The sequence below is a fragment of the Streptococcus mitis genome (assembly GCF_000960025.1).
Taxonomy (GTDB): Bacteria; Bacillota; Bacilli; order Lactobacillales; family Streptococcaceae; genus Streptococcus; species Streptococcus mitis_DH.
In genome coordinates, this window is the sequence record NZ_JYGQ01000001.1 from 811,760 (window position 1) to 824,452 (window position 12,693).

General features: G+C 39.5%; 13 protein-coding genes. 7 read left to right on the forward strand and 6 right to left on the reverse strand.

What is annotated here, in order from left to right:
• Positions 1–59: 59 nt before the first annotated feature.
• The 7 genes from TZ91_RS04155 to TZ91_RS04185 all read left to right on the forward strand — a co-directional run bounded on the left by TZ91_RS04155 (position 60) and on the right by TZ91_RS04185 (position 4,832).
• Positions 60–629, forward strand: coding sequence for a CYTH domain-containing protein (locus tag TZ91_RS04155; protein ID WP_033687050.1), 570 nt, complete (start codon positions 60–62; stop codon positions 627–629).
• 112 nt (positions 630–741) lie between these two features.
• Entirely contained in the window at positions 742–1,701 is a 960-nt protein-coding gene (locus TZ91_RS04160; protein ID WP_001283818.1) for a ribose-phosphate diphosphokinase, read from the forward strand.
• 9 nt (positions 1,702–1,710) lie between these two features.
• The gene (locus tag TZ91_RS04165) at positions 1,711–2,826 is read left to right on the forward strand and encodes a cysteine desulfurase family protein (RefSeq protein ID WP_033687051.1); all 1,116 of its coding nucleotides are present in this window, start codon (positions 1,711–1,713) and stop codon (positions 2,824–2,826) included.
• A gap of 4 nt (positions 2,827–2,830) precedes the next feature.
• Positions 2,831–3,178 carry a DUF1831 domain-containing protein gene (locus TZ91_RS04170; protein WP_000863540.1) on the forward strand — a complete coding sequence of 116 codons (348 nt, stop codon included), beginning with the start codon at positions 2,831–2,833 and terminating at the stop codon, positions 3,176–3,178.
• 7 nt (positions 3,179–3,185) lie between these two features.
• Positions 3,186–3,401: a DUF4649 family protein gene (locus TZ91_RS04175; protein WP_033687052.1), complete on the forward strand. Its 216-nt coding sequence runs from the start codon at positions 3,186–3,188 to the stop codon at positions 3,399–3,401.
• Positions 3,402–3,483: 82 nt separating this feature from the next.
• The gene (locus TZ91_RS04180; RefSeq protein ID WP_000653417.1) at positions 3,484–4,125 is read left to right on the forward strand and encodes a redox-sensing transcriptional repressor Rex; all 642 of its coding nucleotides are present in this window, start codon (positions 3,484–3,486) and stop codon (positions 4,123–4,125) included.
• Between the two features lie 17 nt (positions 4,126–4,142).
• Complete coding sequence (locus tag TZ91_RS04185; RefSeq protein ID WP_033687053.1) at positions 4,143–4,832, forward strand: gamma-glutamyl-gamma-aminobutyrate hydrolase family protein; 690 nt, start codon at positions 4,143–4,145, stop codon at positions 4,830–4,832.
• Here the strand turns inward: TZ91_RS04185 and radC are convergent.
• From radC to TZ91_RS04210, 6 genes are all read right to left on the reverse strand, one after another.
• Positions 4,829–5,509 (reverse strand): RadC family protein, encoded by a 681-nt coding sequence (gene radC / locus TZ91_RS04190; RefSeq protein ID WP_045597115.1) that lies wholly within the window; start codon positions 5,507–5,509, stop codon positions 4,829–4,831. The two genes, TZ91_RS04185 and radC, sit on opposite strands and share 4 nt — an antisense overlap.
• 42 nt (positions 5,510–5,551) lie before the next feature.
• Complete coding sequence (gene pcrA / locus TZ91_RS04195) at positions 5,552–7,843, reverse strand: DNA helicase PcrA (RefSeq protein WP_033687056.1); 2,292 nt, start codon at positions 7,841–7,843, stop codon at positions 5,552–5,554.
• 267 nt (positions 7,844–8,110) lie between these two features.
• Positions 8,111–9,781 (reverse strand): formate--tetrahydrofolate ligase, encoded by a 1,671-nt coding sequence (locus TZ91_RS04200; RefSeq protein ID WP_033687058.1) that lies wholly within the window; start codon positions 9,779–9,781, stop codon positions 8,111–8,113.
• A gap of 174 nt (positions 9,782–9,955) precedes the next feature.
• Positions 9,956–11,431, reverse strand: coding sequence for a hypothetical protein (locus TZ91_RS04205; RefSeq protein WP_033687059.1), 1,476 nt, complete (start codon positions 11,429–11,431; stop codon positions 9,956–9,958).
• Positions 11,424–11,639: a hypothetical protein gene (locus tag TZ91_RS10590; RefSeq protein WP_235196479.1), complete on the reverse strand. Its 216-nt coding sequence runs from the start codon at positions 11,637–11,639 to the stop codon at positions 11,424–11,426. The genes TZ91_RS04205 and TZ91_RS10590 overlap by 8 nt, the downstream gene beginning before the upstream one ends.
• Before the next feature lie 5 nt (positions 11,640–11,644).
• Positions 11,645–12,589: a kinetochore Spc7 family protein gene (locus tag TZ91_RS04210; protein WP_235196482.1), complete on the reverse strand. Its 945-nt coding sequence runs from the start codon at positions 12,587–12,589 to the stop codon at positions 11,645–11,647.
• Positions 12,590–12,693: the final 104 nt, after the last annotated feature.

The following is a 12,693-nucleotide window of genomic DNA, read 5'->3' on the forward strand; positions in this document are numbered from 1 at the left end:
AAATACAAAGCTATTATATCATATAATCCGCTTTCATAGACAAAGAAAAGGTAAGAAAATTGAAACATTTAGAAATTGAATTGAAAACACTCTTGAAAAAAGATGAATACAATCGTCTAAAAGACCAGTTCACAGACGTCACTCCTGTTTTTCAAAAAAATTACTACATCGACACGCCTGATTTTGAACTGCGAGAAAAGAAAGTTGCTATGCGCATTCGAACCTTTGAAGACTGGGCTGAATTGACACTCAAAGTCCCGCAAAGTGTTGGAAACATGGAATACAACCAAAAATTGCAACTAAAAGATGCTGAAAACTATCTGACTAAGGAAGAACTTCCTCAGGGACTGGTTCTTAATGAATTGACGAAACATGGTATTAAAACAAGTGAATGGCAGATCCTTGGTTGTCTAACGACACTTCGCTATGAAATGCAAACAGCTATTGGTCTCATGGCGCTGGATGAAAGTCAGTACTTTGATATTACAGATTACGAATTAGAGCTTGAAGTTGAGAATCACGAGCAAGGGAAACAAGATTTCCAGCAATTTTTAGAGGAAAATCAGCTTACTTATCAAAAAGCTCCCTCAAAATTGGTTCGATTTGTCAAAAGCATGAAAAATAGCTGAAATAATCTCTATTTTTTGGTAAAATAGAAAAGATAAAAATACACAAATCCCAGTTCATATAGGCTAGGCAGATACGGCTAGGATTTAAAAAGTTTACAGAGGACGGTCTATAATGTCAGATAGAAAAAACATGAAACTTTTCGCACTCAACTCTAACCAAGAGATTGCACAGAAAATTGCTCAAGCTGTTGGTGTCCCACTTGGAAAACTATCATCACGTCAATTTTCAGACGGAGAAATCCAAGTGAATATTGAAGAAAGTGTCCGTGGTTATGATGTGTACATCATCCAATCAACAAGTTTCCCTGTTAACAACCACCTAATGGAATTGCTTATCATGGTCGACGCTTGTGTGCGTGCAAGTGCCCACAGCATCAACGTTGTTCTTCCATATTTTGGCTATGCACGTCAAGACCGCATCGCTTCACCTCGTGAGCCACTTACAGCTAAATTAGTTGCTAATATGCTGGTTAAAGCTGGTGTTGATCGTATCCTTACGCTTGATTTGCATGCCGTTCAGGTTCAAGGCTTCTTTGACATTCCTGTCGATAACCTTTTCACAGTTCCCCTATTTGCAAAACATTATTGCGATAAGGGCTTACTTGGCTCAGATGTTGTTGTTGTTAGCCCTAAAAATTCAGGTGTGAAACGTGCTCGTAGCTTGGCTGAGTATCTTGATGCTCCTATCGCCATTATCGACTACCCTCAAGACGATGCTACTCGCAACGAAGGTTATATTATCGGTGATGTTGAAGGTAAGAAAGCCATCTTGATTGACGATATTTTAAATACAGGACGTACCTTCTCTGAAGCTGCTAAAATCGTTGAACGTGAAGGAGCTACAGAAATTTATGCTGTTTCTAGTCATGGTCTCTTTGTTGAAGGTGCTGCTGAACTTCTTGACAATACTAATATTAAAGAAATTCTTGTGACTGATTCAGTAGCAACAAAAGAAAAAACTCCTAAAAACGTATGCTACATCACTGCTAGTGAGTTAATTGGTGATGCCATCGTCCGTATCCACGAAAGAAAACCAGTCAGCCCACTCTTTGCCTACAACAAAAAGAAATAAGGTGATTCTTTGATTTATTTGGACAATGCTGCAACGACTCCCATGTCAGCAGTTGCTATTTCAGCTATGACCAAGGTTATGCAAGAAACCCACGGAAACCCTTCTAGTATTCATGGTCATGGTCGTCAAGCTGGCAAACTCTTGCGAGAAGCTCGTCAGGAACTAGCCAAGTTACTGAAGACAAAACCTCAACATATCTTTTTCACTTCTGGTGGTACTGAAGGCAACAATACTGCTATCATTGGTTACTGCCTTCGTCACCAAGAGCAAGGAAAACATATCATCACAACTGCTATTGAGCACCATGCCGTCCTTGAAACTATTGATTACTTGGTTCAACACTTTGGGTTTGAAGCAACCATTATCCAGCCAGAAAATCAAGAAATCACAGCCCAACAAATTCAAAAAGCTTTACGTGACGATACGATTTTGGTTTCAACCATGTTTGCCAATAATGAGACAGGAAACCTACTGCCCATTGCTGAAATTGGCCAAATACTCAAGCAACACCCTGCTGCCTATCATGTCGATGCAGTTCAAGCTATTGGTAAAATACCAATTCAACCCGAAGAATTGGGCATTGATTTTCTCACTGCTTCGGCCCACAAGTTCCATGGTCCTAAGGGAATCGGTTTTCTCTACGCATCTAGCATGGACTTTGATTCCTATCTACATGGCGGAGACCAAGAACAGAAAAAACGTGCAGGAACTGAAAATCTGCCTGCCATCGTAGGCATGGTTGCAGCCCTAAAAGAAGACCTAGAAAAGCAAGAAGACAATTTTCAACATGTACAAAATCTAGAAACTGCCTTTCTGGCAGAGTTAGAGGGAGTTCAATATTACTTGAATAGAGGAGAACATCATCTCCCTTATGTCCTCAATATTGGATTTCCTGGTCAGAAAAATGACCTCTTACTCCTCCGTCTAGATTTGGCTGGAATTTCTATCTCTACTGGCTCAGCCTGCACTGCGGGCATTGTACAATCTAGCCATGTTCTTGAAGCTATGTACGGAGCAAATTCAGAACGTCTGAAGGAATCCGTTCGCATCAGTTTGTCGCCACAAAATACCGTTGAAGACCTACAAACCCTCGCAAAAACCTTAAAAGAAATTATCGGAGGTTAGCCATATGGCATTTGAAAAAACCATTCAGTTAAAAAATTGTCGTTACGACTACACTCTTAGCCCTTCTGTTAAAAAATTCACCCTTAAGGACAATACCTTTTTTGAGACTAAGGTTGGTAACTATGAACTGACTCGCCTTTTGGAAAAAGTGCCAAACAGCGGTGAAGGCTTCCAACTCAAAATCATCATTAACAAGGAACTTACAGGTGCTAAAATCAATATCACTGACAAGTTTGGGCTACGTCTAGTTGATATTTTCAAATCAGAAGACCACCACATTCATCAGGAAAAATTCTACTTCCTCATGGATAGCTTGGTAGAACGTGGTGTCTTTACAAAATCGGAAAGATAGGTCCCATATGTTTGAACTGACATATAAGGACAACTATCATGTAGAGCGTACACTCAAGTATGAGGATTATGAAGCTCTCATGCTGGCTCTGTCAGGTTGTGTGACCCTACCAGATACGCTTTATGTAACTTCTTTGACCTTTAAAGGGCAGGAAGTTTACCAAGGACTAGTCGGAGACCTCTACCGTTTTCTATCACATGCAGATTTTTTACATCAAAACTAAGATTTTTCTTAGTTTTTTCTTGTTTTTGTTGATTTTTTCACAATGTTTCTATAAAATAGAAGAATAGAAAGGTTGTGATTTTGTGAAAGATAAACAGTCTGCTATTCCAAAAGCTACAGCGAAAAGACTCTCTCTCTACTATCGAATTTTTAAGAGATTTCATGCAGAAAAGATTGAACGTGCCAACTCTAAACAAATTGCAGAGGCTATCGGTATTGATTCCGCGACCGTACGTCGTGATTTTTCCTATTTTGGTGAACTAGGTCGTCGTGGATTTGGCTACGATGTCAAAAAACTGATGACATTTTTTGCCGATTTGCTCAATGATAACTCCATCACCAATGTCATGCTGGTAGGTATTGGAAATATGGGCCACGCCCTTCTCCACTACCGCTTCCACGAGCGTAACAAGATGAAGATTATCATGGCCTTTGACCTAGATGACCATCCCGAAGTCGGTACCCAAACTCCTGATGGAATTCCCATTTACGGAATTTCTCAAATCAAGGATAAAATCAAGGATGCTGATGTGAAGACTGCTATCTTGACTGTTCCCAGCGTCAAGTCGCAAGAGGTTGCCAATCTCTTGGTTGATGCTGGCGTGAAAGGAATCCTCAGTTTTTCACCAGTCCATCTGCATTTACCAAAAGACGTGGTCGTTCAGTATGTCGATTTGACAAGTGAACTCCAAACCCTCCTCTACTTCATGCGAAAAGAGGATTAGAAAGCGAAAATCATTTTATGAAAAAACCAGTTATTGGGATTACAGGAAACGAAAAAACTCATCCAGATGATGACATCATGATGAGCTACGTAGCAAAAGGCTTTGTTGAAGGCGTTAAAGACGCTGGAGGGATTCCCATCATCCTACCGATTGGTGATCAAGAAATGGCCTGCCACTATATCAGTATGATTGACAAGCTCATCTTGACAGGTGGGCAAAATGTTGATCCAAAATTCTATGGTGAACCAAAAACCATCGATAGCGATGACTACCACCTTCAAAGGGATTTCTTTGAGCTGGCCCTCATCAAGGAAGCTATTAAACAGAAAAAGCCAATTTTTTCTGTCTGCCGTGGAACTCAACTCTTTAACGTTGCCATGGGTGGAACTTTGTACCAAGATATCGAAGACCATTGGCAGGATTGTTCTGCTGAGTACACAACTCAACGCTTGATGACAGAGCCTGATACAGTTCTTCGAGAAATCTATGGAGAAATTTCGCATATCAACTCCTTCCACCATCAGAGCATCAAGGATTTAGCACCAAATTTAAAGATTGCAGCTCATGATCCTCAAGATGGTATCATTGAAGCTGTCATGAGTACGGATGACGTTGCCTTTCTCGGTGTCCAATGGCACCCAGAATTTCTATTTGAAAATCGCCCCAAAGATAAAAACCTCTTTGACTATATCGTTAATGAACTTTAGATTAAATCTGTCTTTTCACGATAGCTAAAATAACTGGTGTGAGAGACAATCAAATGGTCCAAGAGGACAATTCCCATCAGGTCACAGGCTTCTTTTACAAGTTTAGTGACATGATCATCATTTCGGCTAGGCGCTACCGCTCCTGAAGGATGATTGTGAACCAAAATGAGAGAAGTCGCCATATGCTTGATAGCATAGTGAAGAATCTCTCGCGGCTCAGCGATACTACGAGTTGCAGAACCGATAAAAATGGTCTGTTGATGGATGATTTGATTTTGAGTATTGAGATAGAGCGCCACCAGGTGCTCTTGTTTTTTATGTCCCAACTCCTGCTGCATCTTCTTGGCCAACTTTTGACTGCTGAGAATACTTTCCATCTCAATAGTCTCATGTTTATGAATACGATGCCCCAGTTCAATCATAGCTTGTAATTCTATAGCCTTAACACGCCCGATACCAGACAGACTCTGCAATTCCTGCAGGGTCATTTTTTTCAAATCCGTTAGGCTTGAAAGATTGCTCAAGACTTTCTGGGCAATTTCAAAAACGCTTGCTTGCCGTGTTCCTGTCCTAAGTAAAATAGCTAGCAACTCTTGATTACTGAGCGCTTCTACTCCTTCCTTGGCCAGTCTTTCTCTTGGCAATAATGAATCTTCTTGGAATGAAATACTGTACATAAAAATCCTCCTCACTTTATTATTCGTGAGAAGGATGGAAAATTATATTTTTTTCTCAATTGGGGCTACACTGGCTAAAAGTTTTTTCAAACCTACTTCTGGAAAATTGATTTTTAATTCCTGCGTAGCACCGCTACCTGAAACTTCCAGAACGGTTCCCTCTCCCCATTTCTTGTGGAGAGCAATGTCACCAATAGACCAATTTGCCTCGCTAGACGCTGATTTTGCTCCAGCTGTAAACTGACCAAATGGAAGACCGCTTGACTGGATAGATTTTGGTGCCGCACTGCGTTTACGGTCTTGAAGAGCTTGAGCCAGACTCATACCTTGGCCAAAGGCAAGGCCACCACTGCTATAAGATGCTTTAAAGCTTGTATTTGCTGGGCGCGCCAATCCTTGATACTCCAGCAAGTCTGAACTGATTTCGTTAATAAATCGGGTCGGACGGTTGTAGTTGGTACGACCAAAAAGCAGGCGCGAGTTGGCATTGGTCAGATAGAGAATTTTCTCTGCACGCGTAATTCCTACATAGGCTAGACGGCGTTCTTCTTCTAATTCATCTTGATCTTCAGCTGCACGGCTAAGCGGAAAGACATTTTCTTCCATCCCAATCAAAAAGACAACTGGAAACTCGAGGCCTTTGGCAGCATGCAGGGTCATTAGGGTAACTTCTGATGTCTCCTGATTACCTGAATCTGTGTCTGCAATTAAGGCCAAATCATTTAAGAAACGACTCAGTTTATCCAGACCATTTTCTTCTTCTGACCCATCAGAGGTGTCATCAAAGTTTTTCGTCACAGAAAGGAACTCTTCAATATTTTCAATCCTAGCCTTGCTTTCTAAAGTCGCTTGAGCATTTAGAATATCGACGTAACCTGTTTTTTCTAGGACGGCCTCAACCAACTCTGTAATAGTTAATTGATCTAGCTGCTCTCGTAAATCTAGAATCATATTGGCAAAATCCCAGATAGACTGGGCTGCTTTACCCTTGATACCAGACAACATGATATTGGCTGAAGCATCTAGCATGGACATGTCTTGCATATTAGCAAAGTCACGGATTTTCTCAACTGTACCTGGACCAATTCCACGTTTCGGTTCGTTGATAATACGCTCAAAACTGATATTATCACTCAAATTGGCAATAAGATTGAGGTAAGCGATAATATCTCGGATTTCCTTACGGCTGTAGAACTTGGTTCCGCCAACCATGGTATAAGGGATATTTGACTTGAGCAGAGCTTCCTCAATAGTACGAGACTGCGCATTAGTACGATAAAGAACTGCAAAATCCTTGTGAAGGAAGTTTTGGTTGCGACCCAGTTCATCGATGGTTTTGGCTACAAATACAGCCTCATCTAGTTCATCATTGGCACGATAGTAAACGATTTGTTCACCATCAGCGTTTTGAGTCCAGAGATTCTTAGGACGGCGATTTTTATTGTTTTTAATGACCTCGTTGGCCGCTTGGAGAATGGTTTTAGTTGAGCGGTAATTCTCCTCCAACAAAACAACCTTGGCTTGGGGATAATCCTTTTCGAAGTCCAAGATATTCTGCATATCAGCACCACGCCAGCCGTAGATAGACTGATCCGCATCCCCAACCACACAGATGTTTTTAAAGCGCGAAGCCAAGAGTTTGACTAATTGATACTGGGCATGGTTGGTATCTTGGTACTCATCAACGTGGATGTATTGGAATTTCTGTTGGTAGTAGGTCAAAACATCAGGATTCTGATCAAAGAGACGCAAGGTCAGCATAATCAAATCATCAAAGTCAACCGACTCCGACTGACGCAATTCTTTTTGGTAAGCAGTATAACACTGAGCCACGATTTGCGTATACATATCGCCAGCTTGAGCAGCATAGGCAACATCATCAATCAGGTCATTCTTAGCATTGGAAATGGTTCCTAAGATGCTTCGTTCATTCCATTTTTTCGGATCCAAGTTCAACTGCTTGAGAATGCGTTTCATGAGCGTTCGCTGTTCACCAGGATCTACAATTGTAAAATTGCGGTTGTAGCCAATATGGTCCGCATCACGACGCAAAATACGCACACACATGGAGTGGAAGGTCGCAATCAGACAGTCCTGAGTGGCTGGATTAAGGTTATAAGCACGCTCTTTCATCTCACGCGCAGCCTTGTTGGTAAAGGTAATGGCCAAGATATTCCACGGATTGACTAGCTTTTCATCAATCAGATAAGCAATGCGGTGGGTCAACACTCGGGTCTTTCCAGAACCAGCCCCTGCCATGATTAACAAGGGACCTTCTGTCGTTTGCACCGCCTCAGCTTGACGGTCATTCATTCCATTTAATAATGCGTTCATCTTCTCTTCCTTACTCTTGAAGTCAATGTTTCTATTATATCAGAATTCAGGGAAAATATCTTTACCTAGACTGGTTACGTGTAGAAGGCAACTTCTTATATCTAGATAAAAAATGAGCTTGGATAGTATTTCCAAACTCATTTTTTACTCAATGAAAATCGAAGTGCAAACTAGGAAGCTAGCCGCAGGCTGTACTTGAGTACGGCAAGGTGAAGCTGACGTGGTTTGAATTTGATTTTCGAAGAGTATAAAGTCAATTGCAATATACTAGAACAAGCCTAATACTGTTCCATCGCTTTCAACATCCATGTTGAGAGCAGCTGGTCGTTTTGGAAGTCCTGGCATGGTCATGACATCACCAGTTAAGGCAACGATAAAGCCTGCACCTAATTTTGGTACCAATTCACGAATGGTAATTTCAAAGTTTTCAGGTGCTCCAAGTGCATTTGGATTATCTGAAAAACTATATTGAGTTTTAGCCATACAGATTGGCAATTTGTCCCAACCATTTTGAACGATTTGAGCGATTTGTGTTTGAGCTTTCTTCTCAAAGTTCACTTTGCTACCACGGTAGATTTCAGTAACAATCTTTTCAATCTTTTCTTGGACTGAAAGGTCATTGTCATACAAACGTTTATAGTTAGCTGGGTTTTCAGCGATGGTTTTGACAACTGTTTCGGCAAGTGCTACTCCACCTTCTGCACCATCAGCCCAGACACTAGCCAATTCAACTGGTACATCGATTGAGTCACAAAGTTCTTTCAAGGCTGCAATTTCAGCTTCTGTATCAGATACAAATTCGTTAATCGCAACAACTGCTGGAATACCGAACTTACGGATATTTTCAACGTGGCGTTTCAAGTTAGCAAAACCGGCACGAACCGCCTCCACATTTTCCTCTGTCAAAGCGTCTTTAGCCACACCTCCATTCATCTTAAGAGCACGAAGGGTTGCAACAATAACTACTGCATCTGGAGATGTTGGCAAGTTTGGTGTCTTAATATCAAGGAATTTCTCAGCACCAAGGTCTGCACCAAAACCAGCTTCAGTAACTGTATAATCAGCCAAGTGAAGAGCTGTTGTAGTTGCCAAGACTGAATTACATCCATGAGCAATATTGGCAAATGGACCACCGTGTACAAAGGCAGGTGTACCGTAAATTGTCTGAACCAGGTTCGGCTTAATCGCATCCTTCAAGATCAAAGCTAAAGCACCTTCAATCTGCAAATCACCTACAGAAACAGGTGTACGATCATAGCGATAACCAATAACGATATTCGCCAAACGGCGTTTCAAGTCCTCGATGTCTGTTGCCAAGCAAAGAATTGCCATGATCTCTGAAGCAACTGTAATGTCAAAGCCATCCTCACGTGGAATACCATTTAGAGGGCCACCAAGCCCAACTGTTACATGGCGAAGAGCACGGTCGTTCAAGTCCACAACACGTTTCCAAAGGATACGACGTTGGTCAATTCCCAACTCATTCCCTTGGTGCAAGTGGTTGTCAATCAAGGCAGAAAGCGCATTGTTGGCAGTCGTAATGGCATGCATGTCTCCAGTGAAGTGAAGGTTGATGTCTTCCATTGGCAGAACTTGAGCGTAACCACCACCAGCGGCACCACCCTTGATACCCATTACTGGACCAAGAGATGGTTCGCGAATAGCAATCATGGTTTTCTTGCCAATCTTGTTCAAGGCATCCGCAAGACCAATGGTAATAGTTGATTTTCCTTCACCTGCAGGTGTTGGATTGATGGCAGTAACCAGAATCAATTTTCCAACTGGATTGCTCTCAACTGCACGAATTTTATCAAAGCTGAGCTTAGCCTTGTACTTTCCATACAACTCCAAATCGTCGTAAGAAATACCAAGTTTCTCTACAACATCAACAATTGGCTTCAACTCAATACTCTGTGCGATTTCAATATCTGTTTTCATTCAAAACTCCTCTAACCTCTTATATGATAACTCATTATAACACAAAACAAGATTTTTAACATCCTAAAACTCTCTAAACGTTCGTAAATATCCCTGTTTTTAAGGTTTTTAGAGTCCTTTCTTAAATTTTATATGCCTTTATAGTTTGAAACTATAGAATAATGAAAAAATAATTTAGTCAAGAAAATAGCTGTCAATTTCAGATAAATTATGTAAAATTCTTGTGTTTTCAATTTCTAATTTTTCTGCCAACTCAATAGAATATTCAAAACTAAGTTTAGTGTTTAACGATAAATCAAACGAGTAATCTTGTAATTCACCCAGTTTTTTATATTTTTCTATGATTTCATTATAAATAGCAAGATAATGCTTATCTAATATTTTTATGTAATTATTCAGATTTTCCTGGTAGTATTGAATGATTTTTTGTTCGCTATCATTTAATATTCCCTTCCCTATTTCCCAAATGATTGAGCTGGCTATTGAACCTACTACAGAACCTAGAACTGGTATAGGAATCATTGCTTGACCAATACAAGCACCAATTGTTGCAAAGGAAGCATCCATTACATTTAATGTCAAGAGATTCATAAATTCATCTTGGGTTATTTCTGTAGATCTATACTTTAGAACAATGTCTATCATTCCATAAGTTGCCGTAACTAAAGCACTAGCATTTGGAGCACTAATCCCCAAGACATTTGTTAATCCGTAAATGGAATACCCAGATATTGCACCCTTTACAACTCCTTCAGCTGTATTCAATCCACAATCTAACCAATCTGATTGTTCGAATTCGAAAATACTTTTTCCTTCTTTATACTTTCCATACACACTCGACATCAAAGCTAATCCCCCCTGTAAAAAAGCGGCGTTCCTTGCAACCTTGTTAGCTTCTTTTAAATTTGGCAATGCATGTTTTTGGGCTACTAATCTTTTTTTATTTAATTCTTGTTGTTTCAGTTTGACTGTTTTATAAATATTTTTCTGTTCAGAATCCAATAGAGAGTTAATTGAATTCTTTTGAGCGTCTTTATAATCTAGAGCAGAGGATTTCATCCAAGATTTGTATGAAGTAAGTCCCTTGCTTTCAGTGATATCATTAATTATTTGGCGTATATCCGTAATTTGTTTACTGGACAATCTCTTACCATTAAGTTCAACTTCTTTTGCTCCAGCCATTATTTTTTCAAATACTTGAACGTGATCTTTTGGAAACATCATTTTCATTTTTGTATTGTAAAAAAATGATTGTTCTAATTCATCACGTAAATTATTATAAAACTTCATTTGAATGGTATTTCTACCAATTAATAAATCGGCTGGTCCATTGTCATTCAAAACTTTAACAATTGGATTTAATCCCTCAATTGCTCTCCTTGCATTTACAATTCCTGCTTCTGCAAACTCTGCTATAAAACCATGTACTCCACGATCACCGCCACGATTTTTAACAATAACATCTTCTATATTATCTTTAGCATAATCTAAAATTTTAGAGGCATTATCCTTGTTTAAGATGACATTGCGAGCTTCATCTTCTATCATTTTCAAAGCAATTTGTAAGTCTTGAATTCTTAAATTATTTAAGCAGTTGACATATGCTCCAATACCTTGATTAAATGCTTGATTAAAAATTTGATTAACCATTTATTTTAATTTCCTTATTTATCATAGCTGTCAGTGATAGTGTTGAATTCACTAAATTACCTGCTTTATATTTTTCATCTTCAGTAAATAAGCTATAGTCCATTCCAGTTAAAGATAAATTGGCTAAATAAATTCCTTCTGTTTGTTTTCCAGTTAGTTCTATTAATTCCGTAACTTCTATTACTTTTTCTTTAAGTTGTCTAGCCAACAATTCTACCTTTTCTGTTCCTCTATAGCCTCTTTTGCAACTTCTTCATTTTTCCTATTAGCTACTACACCAGCGCCTACAGAAGCGGTCAACATAACGCCTGCAATTCCCCAACCGACAGGACCAGCCAAAGCTAGAAATGCGTTACCTGCTGCCACTCCACCGCCACCAGCTGCTACACTTCCACCACCTAACCAAGCCAGAGCGGCGCTATTTGCTGCAGCACCTGTCAAACTTGATATCGCAGTACCTGTTGATGCAACACCAAATGTAGTTGCAACACCCATAGCGGCAGTAGGCCCTAAAGTTGCAACTGTTACTCCTAATGCACTAAGAGAAGCCGTAGCCGCTGTACTACCACTTGCTAATTCAGCTTCCTTAATTGACTGTGAAATAGCAATTTGCTTATCTTCAAAATTCTGAATTTCAACATCAATTTCTTCTAATTTTGTTTCAAACTCTTTTGGCTTATTTGCTAGCTTACTAATTCTTTCTTCAATAATTTTTACAACTTTGACCGCTTTTTCCCTAACCTGATAGAGTTCTGTTGATTTATTAGCTAAATTATCAGCTTCATTGTTATACAATCTTATAGATTCTTTATATCCCTCGACAGCTTCTTGTCTAAGTTTAGAATTAAAGAGGTCAACAGCATCAATTTGTTCTTTCGTATTATTCGCTATTTTACCTGCTTCATTAAAAGTTTCCGATGAAGCTTTAGTTACATGTTCTACCACATCACTAGCTACCCCAATAGCCTTTTCAGAAACATCTGTGATAACATCGCCAACCTGACTTGAAACATCTTCTATAACTTTTACAGACTCTGTAATAGCTTCTCCAGTAAATTTACCTGCTTCATTTAATACTTTACTGGTAGCGGATCCAGCATCATTCAATACCTTACTAGCTTCTTTTGTAAAATTGTCAGCAAATTTAAAAAAATTCATTCAGCATTCTCCTTATTGCATATATTTCTATTATCCTATAAACAGGAGAGATTGTCAAAATCGACCATATATTAATTTACTCAATTTTTATCACTTTCATTTTA

Bases quoted from the DNA above. Each gene is read 5' to 3' on its own strand.
- TZ91_RS04160 (WP_001283818.1), top strand. From the start codon at position 742: ATGTCAGATAGAAAAAACATGAAACTTTTCGCACTCAACTCTAACCAA.
- TZ91_RS04170 (WP_000863540.1), top strand. From the start codon at position 2,831: ATGGCATTTGAAAAAACCATTCAGTTAAAAAATTGTCGTTACGACTAC.
- TZ91_RS04175 (WP_033687052.1), top strand. From the start codon at position 3,186: ATGTTTGAACTGACATATAAGGACAACTATCATGTAGAGCGTACACTC.
- TZ91_RS04185 (WP_033687053.1), top strand. From the start codon at position 4,143: ATGAAAAAACCAGTTATTGGGATTACAGGAAACGAAAAAACTCATCCA.
- radC (WP_045597115.1), bottom strand. From the start codon at position 5,509: ATGTACAGTATTTCATTCCAAGAAGATTCATTATTGCCAAGAGAAAGA.
- pcrA (WP_033687056.1), bottom strand. From the start codon at position 7,843: ATGAACGCATTATTAAATGGAATGAATGACCGTCAAGCTGAGGCGGTG.
- TZ91_RS04200 (WP_033687058.1), bottom strand. From the start codon at position 9,781: ATGAAAACAGATATTGAAATCGCACAGAGTATTGAGTTGAAGCCAATT.
- TZ91_RS04205 (WP_033687059.1), bottom strand. From the start codon at position 11,431: ATGGTTAATCAAATTTTTAATCAAGCATTTAATCAAGGTATTGGAGCA.
- TZ91_RS04210 (WP_235196482.1), bottom strand. From the start codon at position 12,589: ATGAATTTTTTTAAATTTGCTGACAATTTTACAAAAGAAGCTAGTAAG.